General features: G+C 36.1%; 24 protein-coding genes and 1 tRNA gene. 12 read left to right on the forward strand and 13 right to left on the reverse strand.

Annotated elements, in window-relative coordinates; genetic code table 11:
- Positions 1 to 18 precede the first annotated feature (18 nt).
- The 3 genes from ruvC to DDY94_RS01775 are packed head-to-tail and all read right to left on the reverse strand — an operon-like array spanning position 19 to position 1,857.
- A complete protein-coding gene (ruvC, locus tag DDY94_RS01765; protein ID WP_111682303.1) occupies positions 19 to 573 on the reverse strand; it encodes a crossover junction endodeoxyribonuclease RuvC in 555 nt (184 codons plus the stop codon).
- A gap of 34 nt (positions 574 to 607) precedes the next feature.
- Positions 608 to 1,174: an energy transducer TonB gene (locus tag DDY94_RS01770; RefSeq protein WP_111682304.1), complete on the reverse strand. Its 567-nt coding sequence runs from the start codon at positions 1,172 to 1,174 to the stop codon at positions 608 to 610.
- Between the two features lie 44 nt (positions 1,175 to 1,218).
- A complete protein-coding gene (locus DDY94_RS01775; RefSeq protein WP_111682305.1) occupies positions 1,219 to 1,857 on the reverse strand; it encodes a cell envelope biogenesis protein OmpA in 639 nt (212 codons plus the stop codon).
- A 27-nt stretch (positions 1,858 to 1,884) separates the two neighbouring features.
- Here DDY94_RS01775 and DDY94_RS01780 point away from each other — a divergent pair, with 27 nt between their 5' ends.
- The 4 genes from DDY94_RS01780 to DDY94_RS01795 are packed head-to-tail and all read left to right on the forward strand — an operon-like array spanning position 1,885 to position 5,642.
- Positions 1,885 to 2,853 carry a lysylphosphatidylglycerol synthase domain-containing protein gene (locus tag DDY94_RS01780; protein WP_111682306.1) on the forward strand — a complete coding sequence of 323 codons (969 nt, stop codon included), beginning with the start codon at positions 1,885 to 1,887 and terminating at the stop codon, positions 2,851 to 2,853.
- Positions 2,850 to 3,986 carry a glycosyltransferase family 2 protein gene (locus tag DDY94_RS01785; RefSeq protein ID WP_111682307.1) on the forward strand — a complete coding sequence of 379 codons (1,137 nt, stop codon included), beginning with the start codon at positions 2,850 to 2,852 and terminating at the stop codon, positions 3,984 to 3,986. Before DDY94_RS01780 ends, DDY94_RS01785 begins: the two co-directional genes overlap by 4 nt.
- Before the next feature lie 52 nt (positions 3,987 to 4,038).
- A complete protein-coding gene (locus DDY94_RS01790) occupies positions 4,039 to 4,902 on the forward strand; it encodes a hypothetical protein (protein WP_111682308.1) in 864 nt (287 codons plus the stop codon).
- A 2-nt stretch (positions 4,903 to 4,904) separates the two neighbouring features.
- Positions 4,905 to 5,642 (forward strand): Bax inhibitor-1/YccA family protein, encoded by a 738-nt coding sequence (locus DDY94_RS01795; RefSeq protein WP_111682309.1) that lies wholly within the window; start codon positions 4,905 to 4,907, stop codon positions 5,640 to 5,642.
- On the opposite strand, the gene DDY94_RS01800 is transcribed toward DDY94_RS01795, so the two are convergent.
- Entirely contained in the window at positions 5,639 to 6,211 is a 573-nt protein-coding gene (locus DDY94_RS01800) for a hypothetical protein (RefSeq protein ID WP_232817797.1), read from the reverse strand. The two genes, DDY94_RS01795 and DDY94_RS01800, sit on opposite strands and share 4 nt — an antisense overlap.
- Before the next feature lie 94 nt (positions 6,212 to 6,305).
- Here DDY94_RS01800 and DDY94_RS01805 point away from each other — a divergent pair, with 94 nt between their 5' ends.
- Positions 6,306 to 6,803 (forward strand): DUF456 domain-containing protein, encoded by a 498-nt coding sequence (locus DDY94_RS01805; protein ID WP_111682310.1) that lies wholly within the window; start codon positions 6,306 to 6,308, stop codon positions 6,801 to 6,803.
- A 248-nt stretch (positions 6,804 to 7,051) separates the two neighbouring features.
- Here the strand turns inward: DDY94_RS01805 and DDY94_RS01810 are convergent, their stop codons facing one another.
- From DDY94_RS01810 to DDY94_RS01845, 9 genes are all read right to left on the reverse strand, one after another.
- The gene (locus DDY94_RS01810; protein WP_111682311.1) at positions 7,052 to 7,720 is read right to left on the reverse strand and encodes a helix-turn-helix domain-containing protein; all 669 of its coding nucleotides are present in this window, start codon (positions 7,718 to 7,720) and stop codon (positions 7,052 to 7,054) included.
- A gap of 81 nt (positions 7,721 to 7,801) precedes the next feature.
- The gene (locus tag DDY94_RS01815; protein ID WP_111682312.1) at positions 7,802 to 9,841 is read right to left on the reverse strand and encodes an ATP-binding protein; all 2,040 of its coding nucleotides are present in this window, start codon (positions 9,839 to 9,841) and stop codon (positions 7,802 to 7,804) included.
- Between the two features lie 139 nt (positions 9,842 to 9,980).
- Positions 9,981 to 10,151 (reverse strand): hypothetical protein, encoded by a 171-nt coding sequence (locus tag DDY94_RS16065; protein ID WP_157957211.1) that lies wholly within the window; start codon positions 10,149 to 10,151, stop codon positions 9,981 to 9,983.
- A gap of 425 nt (positions 10,152 to 10,576) precedes the next feature.
- Positions 10,577 to 10,894 (reverse strand): hypothetical protein, encoded by a 318-nt coding sequence (locus DDY94_RS01820; protein WP_111682313.1) that lies wholly within the window; start codon positions 10,892 to 10,894, stop codon positions 10,577 to 10,579.
- A gap of 336 nt (positions 10,895 to 11,230) precedes the next feature.
- Positions 11,231 to 11,304 (reverse strand) — tRNA-Asp (locus DDY94_RS01825).
- A gap of 75 nt (positions 11,305 to 11,379) precedes the next feature.
- Complete coding sequence (locus DDY94_RS01830) at positions 11,380 to 12,309, reverse strand: DUF58 domain-containing protein (RefSeq protein ID WP_111682314.1); 930 nt, start codon at positions 12,307 to 12,309, stop codon at positions 11,380 to 11,382.
- A gap of 69 nt (positions 12,310 to 12,378) precedes the next feature.
- Positions 12,379 to 12,696 carry a thioredoxin gene (trxA, locus tag DDY94_RS01835; RefSeq protein WP_111682315.1) on the reverse strand — a complete coding sequence of 106 codons (318 nt, stop codon included), beginning with the start codon at positions 12,694 to 12,696 and terminating at the stop codon, positions 12,379 to 12,381.
- 116 nt (positions 12,697 to 12,812) lie between these two features.
- Entirely contained in the window at positions 12,813 to 17,198 is a 4,386-nt protein-coding gene (dnaE, locus tag DDY94_RS01840; RefSeq protein ID WP_111682316.1) for a DNA polymerase III subunit alpha, read from the reverse strand.
- A 141-nt stretch (positions 17,199 to 17,339) separates the two neighbouring features.
- A complete protein-coding gene (locus DDY94_RS01845) occupies positions 17,340 to 17,837 on the reverse strand; it encodes a DUF6252 family protein (RefSeq protein ID WP_111682317.1) in 498 nt (165 codons plus the stop codon).
- Between the two features lie 252 nt (positions 17,838 to 18,089).
- Here DDY94_RS01845 and DDY94_RS01850 point away from each other — a divergent pair, with 252 nt between their 5' ends.
- The 7 genes from DDY94_RS01850 to DDY94_RS01880 all read left to right on the forward strand — a co-directional run bounded on the left by DDY94_RS01850 (position 18,090) and on the right by DDY94_RS01880 (position 23,570).
- Entirely contained in the window at positions 18,090 to 18,599 is a 510-nt protein-coding gene (locus DDY94_RS01850) for a 30S ribosomal protein S16 (RefSeq protein ID WP_111682318.1), read from the forward strand.
- A 64-nt stretch (positions 18,600 to 18,663) separates the two neighbouring features.
- Positions 18,664 to 19,191 carry a ribosome maturation factor RimM gene (gene rimM, locus DDY94_RS01855; RefSeq protein WP_111682319.1) on the forward strand — a complete coding sequence of 176 codons (528 nt, stop codon included), beginning with the start codon at positions 18,664 to 18,666 and terminating at the stop codon, positions 19,189 to 19,191.
- On the forward strand, positions 19,192 to 19,905 hold the full coding sequence (locus DDY94_RS01860) for a tRNA1(Val) (adenine(37)-N6)-methyltransferase (protein ID WP_111682320.1): 714 nt from the start codon (positions 19,192 to 19,194) through the stop codon (positions 19,903 to 19,905).
- 107 nt (positions 19,906 to 20,012) lie between these two features.
- Positions 20,013 to 21,191: an acyl-CoA dehydrogenase family protein gene (locus tag DDY94_RS01865; protein ID WP_111682321.1), complete on the forward strand. Its 1,179-nt coding sequence runs from the start codon at positions 20,013 to 20,015 to the stop codon at positions 21,189 to 21,191.
- A 5-nt stretch (positions 21,192 to 21,196) separates the two neighbouring features.
- Positions 21,197 to 21,880, forward strand: coding sequence for a hypothetical protein (locus DDY94_RS01870; protein WP_111682322.1), 684 nt, complete (start codon positions 21,197 to 21,199; stop codon positions 21,878 to 21,880).
- 79 nt (positions 21,881 to 21,959) lie between these two features.
- Entirely contained in the window at positions 21,960 to 22,655 is a 696-nt protein-coding gene (locus DDY94_RS01875; RefSeq protein WP_111682323.1) for an SGNH/GDSL hydrolase family protein, read from the forward strand.
- A gap of 18 nt (positions 22,656 to 22,673) precedes the next feature.
- On the forward strand, positions 22,674 to 23,570 hold the full coding sequence (locus DDY94_RS01880) for a metallophosphoesterase family protein (RefSeq protein WP_111682324.1): 897 nt from the start codon (positions 22,674 to 22,676) through the stop codon (positions 23,568 to 23,570).
- The last annotated feature ends 5 nt before the right edge of the window (positions 23,571 to 23,575 follow it).

Genomic DNA, 23,575 nt, shown 5'->3' on the forward strand with positions numbered 1-23,575 from the left:
TGTAAGAAAACTACAAGATCATTTTTTTACTCTGTCCTCGTTTTGCTTTACAAAAGCAGCCCAGCCAGAATAACTCTTTCCAAGCTCTACCTTTCCTTGATTGTAAAAATGGCAAACGGCTGCCGCAAGCCCATCTGTTGAATCTAAATTGCGAGGTAATTCTTTAAGGTTTAAAAGACTTTGTAGCATTTTGGCTACTTGTTCTTTACTAGCGTTTCCGTTTCCGGTAATAGCCATTTTGATCTTTTTAGGAGAATATTCTGTGATAGGAACTTCTCTCGATAAGCCTGCTGCCATGGCAACACCTTGAGCTCGACCTAATTTTAGCATACTTTGAACATTCTTTCCAAAGAAAGGTGCTTCAATAGCAATCTCATCGGGGTGATAGGTGTCGATAAGTTCAACTGTACGTTCGAAAATGTACTTAAGTTTCAGGTAGTGATCGTCGTACTTTTTCAACTGTAATTCGTTGAGTTGCATAAAAGTCATAGATTTACCTACAACCTTAATAAGTCCGAAACCCATTATCGTGGTTCCTGGATCAATACCTAAAATAATTTTTTCCTTAACCATTAATCAATTGTGTCGTCAACCAGCTTTAAATCTTTTAGTTTTTACCGTCTTTTTTGATGGGCTCTTCTACCATAAAAACAATTGGCAGCGAATAAACTACAGAAACTTTTTCACCACCTTGCTCTCCAGGAATAAACTCTGGCAACATAGCTATGACGCGCTCTGCCTCCTTTTCAAGATCCGGATGCTCAGCACGCGATTGTATATCTATTACTTTCCCTGTTTCGTCTATTTTGAACTGAACAAAAATTCTCTTTCTACCTGGAGACAACCCTAATTCTCGAGGTAATTCAGTATCGAATTTTCTACCTACATGCATTTGAATGAATCTTGAAACGCATTGCTTACGCTCGTTATTTGTTGTTTTGCTCTTACACTCCATCGGATGAGGAACACTTTCTATACCATTAAAAGCCACAACTTTTGCCTTTTCTTTTGATTCTTCTTTCTGTTCTTCAGCTTTTTCTTCTTTAGTTTCTGTCTCTTTTGCTGGTTCTGGCGTTGGCGTATTTTCCTGAGCATAACTTGTTAGACTCACAAGCATAACAGCAAATACACTTAGAAGTAAGTGTTTATAATTCGTTTTGAAATTTATGTTCATATAAAACAGTATTAAATAGTTATTGACTTTGAATTTTAATTAGGTTAATCACAATATTGGCAACCGCTTAATGAGATCGCCAATCCTAATGTTATATTAAATACACTTCCATTAAAAGCTCCTAAACCATCTAAAACTGGATCATAGTCATCTAAAGAAGTTAAACCATAAATATAAGCGATATCGGTGTAAATTGATACTTTTTCATTAATCGCATAGTGTAATTCTAATCCACCTAGTAAATTTAAATACGACTGCTTATTATCGCCTAAATTACCCAGCGGTGTAACAAAACTAAATCCTGGTCCGGCATGCAATATCGTCCGCATACGAGGTGGTAAAAATCCTAGGGTTTCTGTTGCATCGAATACAAATTGTGCATTGATGCGCGAGTAGTTCACTTTAAATTCAGGTGATTCTGAGTCGTTTTTAAATCGATTAAAACCATAGTCTAATTTAACACCGTAAGACCGCTTAAACATATGCTGAATACCAATATTAACTGTCGGAAAATTAATGGACTGCGCAAAGGTGCCGTCTACAAATCCGTCTGTTGTGGGATAATTAAACCCCAAAGCCACAAGGGCCTTCCATTTACTGGTGGCCTTAAATTGCCCATAACCGTTGAGACTCATTAGAACTGTAATTAAAAAAATGAGTAAAGGTTTTAAACTAGGCTTCATAAATAAGATTTTGGTTTAATTTGCAGTATGCTTCATGGCGTACCTTACAAAACTAAGCAATTCTTATTTGTACTTATTAAGTTAAGTATCGTTGTCGGCGCTTTTTATTTTATCTATTCAAAATTAGCCGAAAACGAAGATCTTCAATTTGGTGAATTTTTAGCTTTTCTGAAGGAAAATGGCACTTTTTCAGTAAAAAACATCGTTTTTTTAGTGATTTTAAGCCTTTTTAACTGGTTTTTCGAAATTCTAAAATGGAAGAATCTAGCTTCCACCGTCAAAAAAATATCCTTCAAAGAAGCCTTAGAACAAAGTTTAGGTGGACATACCGCATCACTTATAACGCCTAACCGAATTGGTGACTATGGTGCCAAAGCTGCCTATTACATAAAATCCTATAGAAAACGTATTGTTTTAATGAATCTGCTAGGCAATATGGCACAAATGACTATTACAACAATATTCGGTGTCATTGGGGTTATCTTGTTTGTAAATAGATATCAAATTGAGGTAAACTATCAGAAAGTCTTCCGCTTTGGAGTCGTCATTTTAATTATTGGCGTACTCACCACTTTTGGGATCAAACAAAAGGCATTTAGTATTAAAGGGTATTCTATTCAAAGTGTTGTAAAGTATATAAAACAAATCGCCTCCAAAATTCATTTAATTAATCTATCTCTATCATTAATAAGGTATCTTATTTTCTCCTTTCAATTTTATTACCTGCTTCAAATTTTTGGCGTGGAAGTTGACTACCTTAAAGCCATGGTGGTGATCAGCAGTATGTACCTATTGGCGTCTATTATTCCTTCAATCTCGATTTTTGATGTGATCGTTAAAGGGAGTGTTGCTGTATTTTTATTTGGCTATGTTCAGGTTAACGAGCTTACGATACTATCGATAATAACCATAATGTGGATCTTAAATTTTGCAATTCCGGCTTTATTTGGTGGTTATTTTGCACTTAATTTCAAACTTCCTAAAATAGAAGAATGATTACTATCATTGCTATAACGAGTATCATAGTTTATCTGATTTTAATTGGAGGTCTAGTTTATGGTTTTGATAAGGTGGAAACCTTCAAACTTCAAGATCTGGAAGCAAAAAACAGCTTCTCCGTTATTATTCCCTTCAGAAATGAAATCGAGAATTTACCCAAACTTCTTCGTTCAATTCTAAGTTTGAAGTATCCCCAAAACCGATTCGAAATTATTCTTGTTGACGATGATTCTACCGATGGATCTGCTCAACTCATTCAAGATATTATTAATGAAACTGGTGCCAAAGGGAAAAATATTAGGGTGATCAAAAATCAGAGAACATCTAATTCGCCTAAAAAAGATGCCATTAATTCTGGTATTACCGTTTCAAAAAATGAATGGATCGTTACAACGGATGCCGATTGTATACTTCATAAATATTGGCTAGATGCTTTTGATGAAATTATTCAAAATGAGGCGCCAAATTGTATTGTAGCTCCAGTAACCTATCATCAGAATAATTCTTTTTTTAGCCGGTTTCAAACTCTAGATTTTTTGAGTCTGCAAGCCGCTACCATAGGTGGTTTTGGCCTCAACAAACCCTTCTTATGCAATGGTGCCAACTTTGCCTATCGTAAAGAAATATTTCTTCGCTTGAAGGGTTTTAAAGGAAATTCGGAAATTGCAAGCGGTGACGACATTTTTTTGCTCGAAAAGTTTAAAGGACTTGATAAAGATAAAGTCGTTTATTTAAAATCTGATAAAGCCATAGTACGCACACTACCCGTTACAAACTTTGGTGAACTCATAGAACAGCGATTGCGATGGGCATCAAAAACCTCACGAAATCCAAATGGGTTTTCTAAGTTGGTTGGTGTCATCGTATTACTGGGAAATACAGTATTTCTAGCCTTACCATTCCTGTTATGGTTTAACGCTTTAAATGGAAGAGTAGCATTATCGCTATTGGTGATCAAATTGGCGATCGACTTGTTATTACTGTTTAAAGTTGTTCGTTTTTTTGGACAAGAAAATGTCTTGTTGTCATTCATTTCATCAAGTCTTCTTTATCCTTTTTTTAGCGTTTATATAGTGTTATTGTCATTTTTTAAATCGTACCGTTGGAAGGGTAGAGAATTCAGAAAATAGATTGCATTCAGATATTTTTGGTAGATTTACTAAAACCAAATCCCAGCATAAAATGAAAAAAATTGTCTTGTTGTGTATTGTATGTTTTGTTTTTCAGCTGAACTACGGTCAAGATACCTACACTATTAATGGAGAAACTCTAGAGTTGAAAACTGAAATTGACGGCAAATTAGATTTGCTTTGGAATACCATTGATGGCAACTACCGTTATTTTGTTAGAACCGATGACGGAACCATCACCGAATTAAAAAACTCGAAAGGTCCTGACAATAAATTTCAAGAAGAATACAAATCAACCTTAAGTGCTCTTACCAACGGAAAGTCTACTGATAAGCTAAAGCTTACCCTTTATGATCTTAGAAATTTTATCGATGCTTATAATATCTCAGTAGATTCAAGCTATACGTTAACTTCTACAGAGAGTGATGTTCAGTTTAGATTAGGATTTTCAGGCGGAATCACTAATAATCCGTTTGTTGGCAATCCTGAAAATAAAAGCACACCAATGATTGGTGCAGAATTAGAAATTTTTGAAGCGAACGTACTTCCAAGACATTCAGGTTTTTTGCAGGCAAGACATACTTTTGATAGTGATAATTTTCCGTACAGTACCACAGAATTTTCACTTGGCTATCGTTATCGATTTATAAATAAAGAGACTTTTTCAATTTATGGGCAATTCAAACTAGCTACCTTGAATTTTTCAAATGTAACTTTTGCAGATGAAAACAGCATGGAAATTGATGCTAGTGAAACCTCTTTTGATATTCCATTTATTTTTGGAATTGGTTCAGATATAAAGATCGGTGAGAATAGTTTCATTACAATCATTTATGGAGAGCTGTTTGCTATACTTTTAGACAATCAAGGTAATTTTTCAACAGATATTGCCATTGGTTATAAATTCAACCTGTAAACATGTCGTTGCGCGATTTTAAAACCTCTAACCCTGTTTTTCATGGATTCTTTTGGGACGATGGAAAATCGTCCAAGAAAACAATGTCCGTAACCGGAATATTTATCAAATCCATGTTAGGCATCTTGGTAATCGCTGCCATAACCGGTTACCTATGGAAGCTCAATGAGGCTGGCACACCCATGAAATGGTTCACTTTAGGTGGGATGTTAGGATCTATTGTTTTGAGTATTGTTATTTCTGTTAGAAAGGAATGGGCTCACTTTTTAGTGCCTTTATATATCATTGCCAAGGGATTTTTTCTAGGAGGGTTTTCGTCTTATGCACATCGTAATTTCCCTGAATTACCTTATCAGGCTATTGGGGTTACTATCGTCACATTTTTTGTGATGCTTGTGTTATATCAACTTAGAATTATAGTCGTTACTAAAAAATTACGCAGCGTAATCATTACGGCGTCAGTGAGCATTTTTGTTGTTTATATAATATCGTGGATTTTAGGCTTTTTTGGCATTAAGTCTTACATCTGGGGCACATCTTGGTTTGCGATTGTCTTTAATATTATTGCTGCAATTGTGGCGTCTTTTGCATTACTCTTAGATTTCGATTATATAGAACGCTACAAGAATAGAGCACCAAAACAAAAGGAATGGATTGCAACTTGGGGACTTTTAGCAACATTGCTATGGCTCTACATCGAAGTATTGCGACTTATGCAAAAACTAGCCAGAAGGTTTTAATCGATTTTTACAATAACTGGTAATTCAAAAGCAGTTTTTACTTGCTGCCCTCTTTTTATCGCTGGAAAGATTTTTGGCACTGTTGTTAAACTTTGCCTCAAAAGGCTATCAATTTCTGGTATTTGGGAAATGGTCTCTGGCTTCATCTTTATATCCTCAACCTTTAAAAGACCTTCATTGTCAATGGTTAATTGCATAATAATTGTATCATAGACATCTTCAGTTACTACAATATTTTGATCGGCCAAAAATTGATTAACATGAGAAAGCATCGTATTCTGAAAGCAATTTTTACTTTCCTCTTTGGCAGTAATTGAATCACAACTACTAAAGGTTGGGTAAGTATCGACGTCGTTCCAATTAAATGTTTGCAATTCTTCCTCTAGTAAATCGTCAGCATTTACTTTTTGCTTTTCAAAATAATTGCAAGATGACAGAAGAACAATTAAAAAAAGACCAACTAATCGATTCATTAAAACACTTCTAAAATTGAAATGTACGATATTTTTCGATTTTAGTTTTCCTTTGCTAATAATTCTTCTAGTAACATGATAAAGATTGTCGCTCATTTTTCTATCCATTTTAAAATGAACATTGTGCCTCACAATAAAACGTAACTTTCAATAGCTTTTTGCGTCCTATCAGTGAAATTAAAATTTTTATATGGAACTTTTTCTTGTGATTGTGGCGTTTCTGCTAATGCTTTTAGGAATAATAGGTAGTTTTTTGCCCGTGCTACCAGGGCCATTAACAAGTTGGGCTGGGTTTTTAGTTCTCCACTTTACCGAAGGCGTACAATTAAGTACAACGTTTTTGGTTGTTACAGCTATTGTAGCCATTGTTATCTATGTGTTAGATTATATTATACCTGCAATTGGTACCAAACGTTTTGGAGGCAGTAAAGCTGGTATGATCGGTACAACACTCGGATTACTTGTTGGTTTGTTCTCACCAATACCCTTTGGAATTGTTATTGGGCCATTTGTTGGTGCCTTAATTGGTGAGATGATACACAGAAATGATTCTAAGAAAGCTTTAAAGGCTGCCTTTGGTTCGTTTTTAGGTTTTATTGCCTCAACATTTTTAAAATTTATCGTTGCTATTATTTTCCTCGGATTTTTTATCGTGAAGTTATCCGAACACAACGCAAGCTGGTTTTAATCAAAAAAAAGCAAGAAAAAAACCTGATCGAGAGCTCAACCAGGTTTAATTTTTCTTGCTATTAACTCAACAATTACTTAAGAGGGATTAATTAATTCTTGTTGACTTGATGTAAATGTAGGTCAATACTTAATATTTTTCTTGTGGTAAAACCGTAAACTTGATGCGGAAAAACCGTAATTTCTAACAATAGTAAGGCTTTCGAGAGGATTTTCAGACCGTGAAAAATCGCACTTTTTTTAATTTTTTTAGAGATAACCTTTTTCTCTGGCCTCTTGAAGCAAGGTTTCGTCCTTTCCGTCAGTAACAGAAAATAGTAATTTGAGTTGTTTTTTACGCTTTTCAATGGCGCTTGTTGATAATGGAATGTACTCACTCAAACTCTTTGTTTTTATTCCTTGTGAAAGTAAGTGAAGAATTTTTCTGTTGATATCATCAACATAGATTTCACTGGTTATGGTTTTCTTCACATAATTACTAACGGTACTGCTATAATACGGAGGGTATTTAAGTATCTGCTGAAATGCATCAGCTAATTCCATCGAGGTTAGATCGCTCTTAATTAAAAATCCATCTGGATTTATTTCCTTTATAATATTATGAATTCTGAAGGACTCATTAAACATGGTTAAAATAATGATTTTTGCCTCTGGCAAGACCTTTTTGGCTAGTAGCGCAAGGTCTTCACCTGAAGCATATCTTCCATCTTGAGAAGGTGGTAAACTAATATCAAAAAAGCATACATCGTATGGCGTGCCCTTCGAGGCACGGTTAATCATTAGTTGTGCAGTATCACAATTATTGGCCGTGTCGATCAGCAAGGTCTGATCGTCATCTTTGGTTGCCATCAATACATTCTGATAACCTTCAATAATGATTGGATGATCATCCACCATTAAGATGTTGATATGTTTCATCTGTTTTTATTCAAAAGTTAGGGACAGATGGAATATGCCATTTATCGTCTATTCAAATCATAAATTTTCCAACAGCTTACTTCATGCCACTTTATCAGTGTAAGGAATTTTGACATTAACCGTTGTACCATTTCCAGATTGAGAGGTGAAGGTGATTTTACCATTAATATCTTCAACACGAGATGTCATATTTTTAAGACCAATTCCTTTTTTGCTCTTTGAAGTATCGAAGCCCTCTCCATCATCTATGATGTCTAAGCAAATTACGTTTTTTTCTAGTGAAATACTAATTTTTATAGCTTTTGCATTGGCATGTTTATAAATATTTTGCATGGATTCTTGTATAATCCTGTAAATGTTGATTTTAGTTTTATTCGAAACCGAATCCCAACTAATGTCATCCGTAAAATTGAATTCGTAGGCCAATCCATAAGCTTGCGTTTGATTCTCAATCAACTCTGAAACAATATCCATAAAACCTGAACCAGAAACAAAATCCGTATTTAATTCGTGAGAGATCTTCCGTATATCTTCTTCGATGGTTTTAAGCTGACCAATATAATTTGCCCTAGTCATCATAGCTTCTTTACCATCTTTAAAATTGATACTATCTAGGCTTAGTCTCGTTCCGAAAAGTCGTCCTAGTACACCATCGTGTAACTCTTCAGAGATCCGCTTCTTTTCTTGAGTTCTGGCCTCATCAACTTTATCTTGCTGGCTAAGCATAAGGTTATAAATATCTTCATTAGCCTTTTGCTGCACCTGAATTAACTTGAGCTTTCGATTTTTAGCACGCTGAGAAATAACCACATAAACTAAAACTGCTGTTAACAATAGCCCTCCTGATAGAAGAACGAGGTAGAAGTTTTCTTTAGAGATTTGTTCGTTTTCTGCAGCAATCTGGTCGGTATCGAATTCCAATCGGGCAAATTTGTTTCTAACATTACGTTCTACTTTAAGAAGACTATCTGTTAATTTAATATGCTCATTCAAATATACTTTTCCTTCTTCCCCTTCCTTTAATTCTGAAAGCAGCATCATGGATTCTAATAAAATATCATTTGAAGAAATTTGCTTGGATAAGGCGTATGCTTTCTCTGCATATTTTAAGGTGGAATCCTTTATCTTTAAATGATTATAAAACTTTGAAAGGTCAATGGTTACAGCCAACTTTGTAATATCATCATCTAGCTCTTTACTCAGTCGATAGGCCTCGTAAAACATTGTGCTCATATTGTCATAATCGGTATGACCGGCAAGCACTTTTGTGTAAGCTATATTGTTAATGATCAATGGATAAAAAGCTGGATCATACTCTTCATAATCTTCTCTTTTGTCGATAAGACTTCTGTATAATTCGAGAGATTTCTCATAATCTAAAAGTTCCCTGTAAACACCTGCTTTATTGTTAATAGAAAGGGTTTCATTATATTCTCCATAATTCATTCGCTTTGCAATATCTAAAGCCTTTTCATGATACTGAAGCGATACTTCGTAGCGTTCTAGGTTTTGTGATGTTACGCCTAGCAGATTATTCAAATCCCATAAATAGTCGAGATTTTCTTCAGTCGTTTGAAGTGTATTTCTCAATTTAACGGCTTTAATAGCGTTCTCTTCACTACCTATATAATCTTTCTCAGTATCTTGAATATCTGCTAATTGATAAAGTAAATACGCCTGTTCTTCAACTAGATTTAAGTTAGCGTATATATCAAGTGCATTCAAATAATAGTAGTAAGCACTATCGTTTTGAATTTTTATCTTATGGTAAGAACCCAGATTAAAATTGGCTACTGCAATTGCAGTCGTGTCTTTTAGCTTGTTTGCTAGTGCTAAGTTTTCTAGATTAACTTTTTTGTAGTCTTCGTACTTTTCGGCCTCAAAAAGTACGACTGAAAGGTTTCTGTTACTGAGTAGAATTGTCGAATCAACCTTTGTTTTATAGGATAACTTTACAGCTTGTAACGCATAATCAATTCTAGATTCTAATGATTCTGTGTTGCTTTTGGATTTAGCCCTCAAGGCCAAAATACGATCTAAGTCCTTAGTGGCCTCATTGCTCTGTGCATGAACAATGATGGAGAAGAATAAAGCAATTATGGTGGGTAACTTATAATTCAATGGATTTCTCTAAACCTGTATGTCATCCAAATTTAGAATAAATTATGACTTTATCTCTTATAATCTGTCATCTTTATTAAACAAGTATAGCCTTTATTATAAAATAACAAAGGCTAATTATATATATTAAAAGAAAGTTTTATCCTTGCGTTTGGACTTTACCTTTTTTTCTTACGTGCGCTACAAAATCATACGATTTAACTTCTTTGTAAGTTGGCTCGTTCTCAGCTACAACCTTATCAGATTGTACACCAGATACAGTTAACATAGCAATGGCAACTAAGGCTAAAGTAATTTTTAGGGTTTTCATATGTCTCAATTTAGGGTTTAATAAATAGTCAATATTAAATTGCGTAACGATTTTCGCTACATTTTGAGGGAGGAAAATGGATAATTAACTATTGTAGGTTTTTAACCTAAATTGCACTAAAATAAAACGAGGGACGTTTTAGTAAATGTTTAATGGATAATAAATTTTCTTGAAAGTATGATTTGAGGGCTTACAAGAGCTAACAAATATATAAGGAATTGCTTCACACACAAAAGAATCATCGATAAAATGCAAATAAACACCGATTAAATGCGTTTTTTTGGTTAATTTCTTGTTGAAAAGTTCAAAATTAATAAGCTGGTACGTATTCTAATAGGGTATCAAATTTCAAAAATAAGCCAGCTAGAATTCCATATAATCAGTCATATTTTAAGATCTAACGTCATCTAATTGATGTTTTTTATCTATAAATCGAGTATGGTAAAACTCCAATTGCCTTTAATAAACTGACCATTATTCCCTTTAATGATTCCAACTTGAAAATCCTTCTTAGTTCTAAACAAATAACCAATTGCAGAAAAAAAGAAATCCTGATCACCATCATCTACAAGCTCTTGCGTAAGTTGAATAATATAATTTTTGGTTAGTACAAGACATTTTGGAAGTACAACTCTATACATATTTGAGTCATAAACATTCATGGTATCAATCTTAATTCCTGGTGTAGCATTATAAATGGTTCCGTCTGCTCTAACATTTCCAACGGCAATTACTCTTGGCATAATTTATTGATTTTGAAGTTAATAGTTCTCTAAATTACAACCGAAAAGCTGGCAATACTATACGTAGAACTACGTATTTTAACTTGAAAAAACAATGAAGAAGATTTGTAATTGTGTAGTTTGAATTTCGCTTAAACAAAAAAGCATCCCGATTTACCTGTATAATTCTACTTCGCTAAAGCTTCGTAGAACGAGGAAAAAAGGAAAGCCTTTCATCGGTAAGATTCCAATTAACTTGGAAATCTTACAACTACATCCTAACGTTAACAGTCAGGACAACACAACGTCTTTATACTAAAAAAGCTCTAATTTCTCAGAGCCCTTTTGCAATTTTTGCGGTCTGGACGGGACTCGAACCCGCGACCCCCTGCGTGACAGGCAGATATTCTAACCAGCTGAACTACCAGACCGTTGCATAATTGCGAGGGCAAATATACATTGCATTTTTAATTCCGCAAACAAAAATGATAAAAATATTAACCCGTCTAAACAAATTTTTGGCGCTCTATCATATAGGTAGTTAAAATTTGATTGAAGCCCTTAGTAATGTCAGCCTCAACATATTTTATACGATACTGGCCACACTTTAAACGTAAGTCATTAAAGTAGTCACTTACAGCTTTTTCGTAATTCTCCTTTACATTATCTGGATACAAATTAATGAAATCTCCAGTTTCTACATCGATAAATCGTTTTGGTCTATTATCGAAATCGAAACTTAATTCCTTAGACTTATCAAACACATGAAACAATACAACTTCGTGTTTGTTGTGCTTCAAATGACGTAAAGCTTCAAATAACTTGTCATCGTCTTCAGACGTTTGAAACATATCCGTAAAAACAAAGATCAATGAACGCCTATGGATCTTTTCTGCTATTTGATGTAAATAGGTATAGGTTTCAGTAGTTTTTGAATCTGGTTTGGAGACTACAGCTTCACTAAGTTTACTCAATAGCATCTGATGATGCCGCTCACTACCTTTTTCAGGTGCATAAAAATCATACGTATCACTGTAAATACTCAAACCAACAGCATCGCGTTGCTTTTTCAGAATATGCATCAAAGATGCACAAGCCAATGCCGAAAAGGCTGATTTATTAAGATTATCGATAGTTGTACCTGCAGATTCAGGATAGTGCATGGATGTACTATTATCTAGTATTAGATGACACCGCAGATTGGTTTCCTCATCATAACGCTTAGTGTAAAGTCGATCGGTTTTGGCGTAAAGCTTCCAGTCGATATGCTTGGTGCTTTCACCATGGTTATAGATCTTATGCTCGGCAAACTCTGCGGAAAATCCATGAAACGGACTCTTATGCATCCCTGCAATAAATCCTTCAACGACTTGCTTGGCGAGTAATTCTAGATTCTTAAAACCGCCTGCTTTATTTAATTCAACTTGTAAATCCATGAGTTACCGAAACTAAAAAAGGTTTGTCATAACGACAAACCTTTTATCATTTCTTTTAGAGTATATCTATTATAATAGAGCGTCGATAGCGTCTGCGTAAGCATTCTTTGGTGCTACACCAACCTGACGACCTACTACCTCTCCGTTTTGGAATACTAATACCGTAGGAATGTTTCTAACACCATACTTGGCAGCAAACTCCTGATTAGAATCAACATCTACTTTACCAACTATAGCCTTTCCTTCATATTCATTGCTGATCTCGTCAATGATCGGTCCTACCATACGACAAGGTCCACACCAAGCCGCCCAAAAATCTACCATTACTGGTTTATCACTCTTCAATACCGTTTCTTCAAACGTTGCATCTGTTATTTCTAGTGCCATAATATTATATTTAATGTATTTTACTTCAGTTTAATATGCAATATTAGTCAAAAAATATTCCAAACCTTACGTGGCTTACATTCGATTTGGTTATGCTACCATTGTTTGGTTTTATGCTAATTCAATTTATACATCACATCCAATTCCTTCAACTCGTAAAGAAGCTCTTGCGAAATCTTCACTTTTTGTTTTCTACTGGGCATTGTGAGCTTTAACTTGTCTTCATTATCATAAACGACAAAACTGAGCGTATGATTGCCCTGATGTAACCTGAACATATCTTGCAAATCAGCGATTTTATCTTTTTCCAGATCGTCGATATTCAACTGGATGGATAATTTCTTAGCATAGGCATCCATTACATCATGCAGCAGTTGGAAATTATTAAATTGAATTCTCGGCTCTCCTTTCTGACCAGTTTCACGATTCATCCAGCCTTCTTTTACAAAAGCTCGCACATACACGAAAGAATTCTGAACCAAGAAATGTCTAAACTTCAGATAATCTTCGCCAAAAATTCTGAATTCATAGCTATCGGTATAATCTTCAATCGTAAAAGCTGCCCAGCCTTTACCTTGCTTACTCACACGATGCTGAATATCGGTAACCACACCACCAAAAGTGACTTCTCTGTTCACAATAGTTTGAAGATCCTTGAATACCGAAACCGTACCGTTACAGAAGGTTTGCATTTCAATTTTGAAATCATCTAAAGGATGCCCTGAAATATAAATCCCTACAACCTCTTTTTCTCTTGAAAGCTTTTCCATAGTTCCCCATTCTTCACATGGCGGCACTTGCGGTTCTGGTATTTGAACCTCGCTCGTATTTCCGAATAAACTCACCTGAGCTGAGTTTTCATTTTCCTGATATTTAGCGCCATATCGTATGGCCTTTTCTAAAAAGGTAACATTATCACCTTCGTGCGCAAAATACTGTGCGCGATGTGTCTCTTTAAAGCAATCAAATCCACCAGCATTAGCTAATCCTTCAAATGATTTTTTATTTGCTGCTCTTAGGTCTATTCGTTTTGCCAGATCGAAAATTGACTTGTAATTACCATCCTTCTTTCGATTTTCAACAATCGTCTTCACAGCCCCATGACCAACACCTTTAATGGCTCCCATACCGAAGCGCACGGCATTGTCCTTATTTACCGAGAACTTATAGTAACTTTCATTGACATCCGGACCTAATACAGGCAATCGCATGCGCTTACATTCTTCCATAAAGAAAGTGACCTGCTTAATGTCGTTCATGTTATTAGAGAGCACTGCAGCCATATATTCAGCCGGATAATGTGCTTTTAAATATGCCGTTTGATAAGCAATCCATGCGTAACAAGTAGAGTGCGACTTATTGAATGCGTAACTCGCAAAAGCTTCCCAGTCTTTCCATATCTTTTCTAATTTATCTTTATCCATGCCCTTTGCCGCGGCCTGATCAATAAATTTTGGCTTCATTTTATCCAGAACGGCTTTCTGCTTTTTACCCATCGCCTTTCGGAGGACATCGGCTTCACCTTTGGTAAAATCAGCCAATTTCTGTGACAATAACATTACCTGCTCCTGGTATACCGTAATCCCGTAGGTTTCCTTGAGGTATTCTTCCATTTCAGGCAAATCGTAGATAATCTCTTCTTTACCGTGTTTACGATTAATAAAACTTGGTATGTATTCCATCGGTCCAGGGCGATAAAGGGCATTCATCGCAATGAGATCATCAAAAACGGTTGGTTTAAGATGCTTCATATGCTTTTGCATCCCCGGAGATTCATACTGAAATATCCCTACTGTTTCACCACGTTGGAAAAGTTCATAGGTTTCTTCGTCATCTAATGGGAAATTTTCAGGGTCTAATTCAATACCATGTTTTGCTTTCACAATTTTGACAGTATCCTTAATTAAGGTTAAAGTTTTTAGTCCGAGGAAATCCATTTTCAGAAGACCTGCACTTTCAACCACTGAGTTGTCAAATTGAGTTACATATAAATCCGAATCCTTCGCTGTTGCAACAGGAACATAATTCGTTATATCGCCTGGTGTAATGATCACACCACATGCATGAATACCTGTATTCCTAACCGATCCTTCTAAAACTCGAGCCTGATTAACCGTTTCTGCCTGTAAATCTTCACCGTCTGAAATGTTAAGTAACTGATTAACTTTTTCTAGTTCTTCCTGTCGGAATTTTTGAGCCAATTCTTTTTCACTCTTTCCAAATATTTTGCCAAGTTTAGACATATTTGGAATGAGCTTCGCAATATGATCCGCTTCGTTCAGTGGCAGGTCTAACACACGTGCCGTATCGCGAATGGAAGATTTCGCAGCCATAGTACCGTAGGTGATGATCTGCGCCACCTGATTAGCACCATACTTGTCGATCACATATTGCATAACTCGTCCACGACCTTCATCATCAAAATCGATATCAATATCGGGCATGCTCACACGATCTGGATTCAGAAAACGCTCAAAAAGTAGATCGTACTTTATAGGATCGATATTAGTAATCCAGAGACAATAGGCCACCACCGACCCTGCAGCCGAACCACGTCCTGGACCCACCGAAACATCCATATTTCTGGCTTCGCGGATAAAATCCTCAACAATCAAAAAGTAACCCGGATACCCTGTATTTTCAATAACGCTCAATTCAAAATCGAGTCGTTCTTTTATTTCTGGTGTAATCTCTCCATAACGCTTTTTTGCCCCTTCGTAAGTAAGATGCTTTAAGTAGGCGTTTTCCCCACGTTTTCCACCATCGGTCTCATCTTTTTCATCTTTGAATTCATTCGGAATATCGAATGCTGGAAGTAAAACATCTCTTGCTAATTCGAAAGGTTCAATCTTATCAACAACCTCTTGAATATTCATAATAGCTTCAGGAATATCTCTAAACAAGGTCTTCATTTCTTCCGAAGACTTAAAGTAATACTCCTGATTTGGCAAGCCGTAGCGATAGCCACGACCGCGACCTATGGGAGTGGCTTGCTTTTCGCCATCTTTCACACATAAAAGAATATCATGGGCGTTGGCATTTTCTTGTTCAACATAGTAAGTATTGTTGGTCGCTACTAACTTAATCTGATGCTTTTTCGCAAACTGCACTAAGACCTGATTCACGCGGTTTTCATCTTCCTGATTATGCCGCATTAATTCGATATAAAGATCGTCTCCAAAGGTGTCTTTCCACCACAATAGAGCCTCCTCAGCTTGATTTTCACCGATATTCAAAACCTTACTTGGCACCTCGCCATAAAGGTTTCCGGTGAGACAAATCAGATTATCTCTGTATTGCTCAATTAGTGCCTTATCTATTCTAGGAACATAGTAAAACCCGTCAGTAAAAGCCGCGGAAGACAACTTAGCCAGGTTGTGATAACCCTTCTTATTTTTAGCTAAAAGTACGATCTGATATCCGTTGTCTTTACGAGTTTTATCTAGATGGTCTTCACAAACAAAAAACTCACAGCCAATAATAGGTTTTAATAATCTACCTTCTTTCTCTTCGCCACTAGCTTCTGCCTCTGCATGCTTTGCTTTAATTGATTTGTTATGATTAGAAACAGCCTGAACAAAATGAAAAGCGCCCATCATATTTCCATGATCAGTCAGCGCCACCGCTGGCATGTCTTCTTTTGCTGCTGCTGCAACCAGATCTCTTATACTAATGGTTGATTGCAGAATGGAAAACTGAGAATGATTGTGGAGATGTACAAAATCAACCTCTGAAAGTTGTGAGGCTGATTCCTGATCCGTTTCGGTGAAACTAGTTTCTGTTTGCTCTTTTTGAAGTCGCTCGTTGATTTTAGCACTTTCGCGCTTAAGATTGATATGCTTCAATCCGATGAGACGAATCTCATCTGGGTTTTCTTCGGAAAATTTTTGAAAATAATCTGGTTGTACATCAAGCTCTTCCTTGGTATATTCTTGTCTCCGGATCAGCTCTAGAAAGCAACGTGTGGTCGCCTCAACATCGGCAGTTGCGTTGTGTGCTTCAGCAAATGGTTTATGAAATAAAAACTCATGCAATTCGGTTAGCGTGGGTAATTTGAATTTTCCACCACGACCTCCGGGTATTTGACATAAACTTGCTGTATGTTCTGTACAGGTATCTAATACTGGTAATTCTTGAAGTGGGTTAGCCACATCCTCGCGTACAAATTCGGCACCCATAATATTCAGGTCGAATTTCACATTTTGCCCCACAACAAACTTGGTCTTAGCCAATGCTTCATTGAATTTCTCAAGAACTTCAATAAGTGGCACACCTTGTTCCTTTGCAAGTTCTGTTGAAATACCGTGAACTTTTTCAGCATCGTATGGAATATTGAAGCCTTCTGGTTGAATTAAAAAATCCTGATGCTCTAAACAATTGCCCATAGCATCATGCAATTGCCATGCAATCTGAATAGCTCTTGGCCAGTTATCTGTATCTGTTATCGGCGCATCCCATCGCTTGGGTAAACCTGTAGTTTCAGTATCAAATATTAAGTACATACGGGTGTTTTGATGTAAAAAATCGGAACCTTAAAATTAAGAAATATTGAAGCTTTTATAAACTAAAGTTATAAACAGTTGTAAACAAAAAAAGCACTGTAAAAACAGTGCCTGATATTTTAAAATAAATACGTTTTTTAGTTAATCGTTGATAACTTCGAGACCTCCAATTAAGGACACACGATTAAAAACACCGTCTATAAAATTAACCGATCTAAGACCATCTTCAGAAAAGGCTGTAAAATTAAATTCTCCACTAATGAGTTTGGGATCTGCATTATTATCAATTTCCTGAACACTGATTGTTCCTTCAACTGGATATATACTTACACTTGGATCTGGATTGTTCCTAGTGGAATATACCGTGCCATCAAAATCTCTAAAGACAGCGTATGCACTACTATTTTCCCCAAGACTAAAGGTGCCTGTACCATCGGTTGGGGTTACAAGTTGTAAAACTTCAAGGCCCATACCGCCTTCTACAAGAAATCCACCAAAATCAATATCTGCCGCAAAATACGTTGCTCTCCATGTTTCACCTTCACGATTTGCCTGCATGGCTGGAGTGTTAAATCTGATTTCATCACCACAACCAAAAAAAGTAATAATTACAAAAGATAAGAGGACCAGTTTTTTCATTGCCTAAATACTAATTTATCTCTGCTTCTTCATATAACGAAACAAGAGTCCCAAAAGTATAATAATTTTTGATACTAGAAACATCTAGAATTCTTCTTTTGGTTAAAGTGAACATCTTTCAGTTAAAAACCAGAAAAACACTTAATTATTAAAAAAATAGATTATCTTTGCGCCCGCCTTAACGACGTATAACGATATGTCAGCTAGGCTCTCATTAATAACAGAGGTCGAGAACCTCACTAATTAATTATTATGCCTGTAAAAATTAGATTACAAAGACACGGTAAGAAAGGAAAACCTTATTACTGGATTGTAGCAGCGGATTCTCGCGCTAAAAGAGATGGTAAATACCTAGAAAAATTAGGTGCTTACAACCCAAACACAAATCCTGCAACAATTGACTTAGATGTAGATGGCGCTGTAAAGTGGTTAGAAAATGGTGCACAACCAACTGACACTGCAAGAGCTATTTTATCTTACAAAGGTGCTTTATTAAAGAAGCATTTAGCTGGTGGTGTGAAAAAAGGCGCTTTAACTGAAGAGCAAGCTGAAGCTAAATTCAATGCTTGGTTAGAAGAAAAAGCAGCAAAAATCCAAGCGAAAGCTGACGGATTATCCAAAGCAAGTGCTGATGCAAAAGCGAAAGCACTAGAGGCTGAAAAAGCAGTAAACGAAGCTCGTATTGCTGCAGCAGCTCCTGTTGTTGAGGAAGTTGTTGAAGAGGTTGCCGAAGAGGCTACTGCTTCAAACGAAGAAGAATAAAAAATTTATTTTTATACTTTTAACCCTGACGGTAATCGTCAGGGTTTTTTATTTCTAGTATTCCATGAAAAAAGAGGATTGCTTTTATTTAGGTAAAATCGTTAAAAAGTACAGTTTCAAAGGCGAGTTATTGGCAAAACTCGATACAGATGAACCCGATCTTTACAGTAATCTCGATGCCATATTTGTTGATCTTAGAGGAAACCTTGTCCCCTTTTTTATTGAATCATCTCAACTACATAAATCAGATCTACTTCGGATTAAGTTTGAAGATGTGGATACAGAACCAGACGCTGAAAGTTTATTGAAGACCGATCTGTACTTACCGTTAGACTTGCTTCCTAAACTCGAGGGCAATAAGTTTTATTTCCATGAAGTGATCGGATTCACCATCAAAGATTCTAATTATGGGGAAGTTGGTGTCATAACCGCAATTAATGATTCCACAGCGCAAGCTTTATTTGAAGTTGACAGAAATGGAGTAGAAATTCTAATACCTATGAATGATGAATTCATTGTGAAGGTCGATAGAGAAAGTAAAATAATTGAAGTCAATACACCAGAAGGACTCATAGATTTATATCTCGACTAAATGAGTAAACCTTTCAAATTCAAACAATTTACAATTCACCAAGATCGTTGCGCCATGAAAGTGGGCACTGATGGTGTTCTATTGGGCGCTTGGACTTCGATCTCAAACCATCCATTTTCTGTTTTGGATATTGGTTCCGGTACTGGAATTTTAGCATTGATGATCGCACAAAGAAGCACTGCTCAACGGATCGAGGCCATTGAAATTGATGCTGACGCTTATGAACAGTGCGCCGCAAATTTCGAAAACTCAGCGTGGAATGATCGCTTATTTTGTTATCATGCATCCTTACTAGAATTTGTTGAAGAGGTTGACGATCACTTCGATCTTATCATTTGCAATCCACCTTTCTATTCTGAAGATTTTAAAACTAGTGACGCATCAAGAGATATGGCACGCTTTAATGATGCCATGCCTTTTGAACATCTTATATATGCTGTTGCAAATTTGCTGTCAGACAATGGATTATTTTCTGTTATCATTCCGAAAAAGGAAGAGCAAGGATTTATAGAGTTGGCTTCAAAAGGAAATTTATATCCAAACAGAATACTTCATATTAGAGGAAATCCAGACTCTGATATAAAACGCAGCCTTATCGAATTTTCATTTATTCAAACAAAAATTGAAACCAATGAATTGGTAATAGAAGAAGGCAGACATCAATACACTGAAGATTACATCAATCTTACTAAAGATTTTTATCTGAAAATGTAAGCATTCGTTGGGCATTGAAAACGTTTTCGTTACATTTGCCCAAGTCAGGTATTTCAACAAAATGTATTCCTGCAACTATCATTTAAAACGTATAAAAGCATCTTAAAATGAAACCAGATCTATTTGAAGCTCCCGATTATTATAACCTTGATGAATTGCTAACCGAAGAACATAAATTGGTTCGTGATGCTGCAAGAGAATGGGTGAAGCGAGATGTATCACCAATTATTGAAGATTATGCTCAACGTGCTGAATTCCCTACTCAAATCATTGATGGTTTAGCAGAAATTGGAGCGTTCGGACCATACATTCCTGAAGAATATGGAGGCGCAGGCCTAGACCAAATTTCCTACGGTCTTATTATGCAGGAAATAGAACGCGGTGATTCTGGTGTTCGAAGTACAGCTTCAGTACAATCTTCATTAGTAATGTATCCTATTTGGAAATATGGTACCGAAGAACAACGCCAAAAATTTCTTCCGAAGTTAGCTTCTGGTGAATGGATGGGTTCCTTTGGTTTAACTGAACCAGATCACGGTAGTAATCCAGGCGGCATGACGACCAATTACAAAGATATGGGCGACCATTATTTACTAAATGGCGCTAAGATGTGGATTAGTAATGCACCGTTTTGCCAAGTGGCAGTAGTATGGGCAAAAAATGAAGAAGGACGTATTCACGGACTTATTGTTGAGCGTGGTATGGAAGGATTTTCAACACCCGAAACACATAACAAATGGTCGTTAAGAGCCTCCGCGACTGGAGAGCTTATTTTTGACAACGTAAAAGTTCCGAAAGAAAATTTATTACCAAACAAATCTGGATTGGGTGCACCTTTAGGATGTTTAGATTCTGCACGTTACGGAATTGCTTGGGGTGCTATTGGCGCAGCTATGGATTGCTACGATACCGCTTTGAGATATAGTAAAGAGCGCTTACAGTTTGGAAAACCAATAGGACAATTTCAATTACAACAAAAGAAATTAGCCGAAATGATCACGGAGATCACCAAAGCTCAGATGCTAACATGGCGACTTGGTGTATTACGAAATGAAGGCAAAGCGACTTCAGCACAGATTTCTATGGCGAAACGAAATAATGTGGAAATGGCGATAAACATTGCTAGAGAAGCTCGACAAATTTTAGGTGGAATGGGAATTACTGGTGAGTATAGCATTATGCGTCACTCTATGAATTTAGAAAGTGTAATCACTTACGAAGGTACTCACGATATTCACCTTTTAATTACAGGATTAGATATTACTGGATTGAACGCTTTCAAATAAAACATATGAAGATATTTTTTACACTACTCGCAGTTCTAAGCTTTTCGTTCATTACTGCTCAGCAAAAAAGTTTTGAAGAAGTTAGCATCGATGAATTAACGACCGACACACAATATGCCAGTGACTCACCAGACGCCGTTGAATTAATTTGGTGGATACCAACTGAATATTGGAATGTGGTTTTTTCTCAAGATCCTACAGCTTCAGAAAGTGAAACTGAACAAATCATCGATCTCGTAGAAGATTATGTCTTTGTAATGGTATTAAAAGGAAAAGTTGGTATGTTCGGTGGCATTACCTATGAGGATGAAAGCATTATCAAAAAGCAGATTAATGTAACTTATAAAGGCGAAGAACTCAAAATGATTGAGACGGATGACTTAAATCCTGACACAATGAACTTCATATCTATGATGAAGCCGATGATGAAAAATCTTATGGGTGCAATGGGAGAAAATATGCAGTTCTATGTTTTTGAAAGCCCAGATAAGAACAACAAAATTATCCCTATTGATCCTTACGGAACCGAATCATTAAAATTTGAATTAGGCGAATTTAGCAAAGAAGTATCACTACCGTTGGCTAGTCTTCTAGAAGAAAAGATTTGTCCTGAAACTAATAAAGAACATAGCGGCAAATGGTCGTACTGTCCATTTCATGGTGTTAAGCTTGAAGAAAAACCGAATTAAGTTTTTTAAACATTAAACCAAAAGCCTTTCAAAATTTGAAAGGCTTTTTGGTTGATAAGGATGTCGTATCTTTACATTTATGAAAAAGATTGCTCTGCTTTTATTGATTGTGATTTGCACTATCAGTTGCGAATCGGACAACACTGAAGCACCTCCAATACCACAAACTTTTAATATGCTTTCACTTGGTGACAGTTACACCAAGGGAGAAGGCGTATGCGAAACCTGCGGTTATCCAGAACAACTAAGAGACAGTTTAAAAACCAGATTTAATTCTCAAGACATCTTCAACCTTAGTGTTATTGCAGAAACCGGTTGGAATACTTCAAATCTTATAGACGGCATAGAATCGGAAAATCCAAATTCTACTTTCGATCTTGTGACTTTATGTATTGGCGTTAATAATCAATTTCAAAATAGACCATTTTCAATGTTTGAAACCGAGTTTCCGGAGCTTGTTGCAACTGCCACAGATCTGGCACAAGGAAACAAAGCCAATGTCATTATTCTAACTATTCCTGATTATGCAAATACGGGCTTTGGACAAGGTTTTGGAGGTCCGGTCATTACCGAAGAACTCACCATGTATAATCAATTCATAATAAATTATTGTAATACGAATAATTACAGTTTTATTGATGCACAAGATCTGATTTTCGATGGGCTTACCAACCCAGAACTTATTGCTTCAGATAATCTTCATCCTTCGGAATTGGCCTATTCTAATTTGGTGACGCAGTTACTTCCTTTGGCGTTTCAAATTTTAATGGAATAAATTGTGTAATTTCGATTTATGTCTTCAAAATCGAGATTAGATCGTGCTTATAAGAATGCTCCGCGCATTCCATTCGATGATACTTCAAAATTTATCATGTTTAGTGATTGTCATCGTGGTGATAATAGCTTTGCCGACGATTTTGCCAACAATCGAAATATATATTTTCATGCTTTAAAGCATTACTACAATGAGGGATTTAATTATTGTGAATTGGGTGATGGTGATGAACTATGGGAAAATCTTTCTTTTGAATCTCTATTGAACGCGCATAAAAATGTTTACCTGCTCATGAAACAATTTCATGAAGAAGGGCGATTGCACATGATTTGGGGAAATCATGATATGGTATATCGCAATCCGAATTATGTTGAAAAGCATTTATCTATGTATTTCGATCCAAAAATTGGTGAGGATGTAGAGCTTTTCTGTGATATAAAATATCATGAAGGCATTGTTTTGAAGCATTCTGAGACGCAACAGGAGTTGTTTTTATGTCATGGTCATCAGGCCGATTGGTGGAATTATATCTTTTGGAAGTGGAGTCGGTTTTTGGTGAGGATTCTCTGGAAACCTCTAAATGTTATGGGTATTGCAGATCCGACTAGCCCAGCCAAAAACTACAAAGAGCTTATTAAGGTAGAACGCCGCACCAAGAAATGGATCGTTGATAATGATAATCTTCTAACTATTGCTGGTCATACGCACAGACCGCGTTTCCCTGAACCAGGCGATATTGCTTTTTTTAATGATGGTAGTTGTGTACATCCAAGAAGTATTACTGGATTAGAGATCGAAGCTGGGAAAATATCACTCATTAAATGGCAAATCTCTACTACTGATGACGGAACTTTAAAAATAGTAAGAGTATTACTAGAAGGACCGACACCATTAATTGCATACAAAACTGATTAGCCCTT

The organism is Winogradskyella tangerina, assembly GCF_003260205.1.
In the GTDB taxonomy this organism is placed as follows: domain Bacteria; phylum Bacteroidota; class Bacteroidia; order Flavobacteriales; family Flavobacteriaceae; genus Winogradskyella; species Winogradskyella tangerina.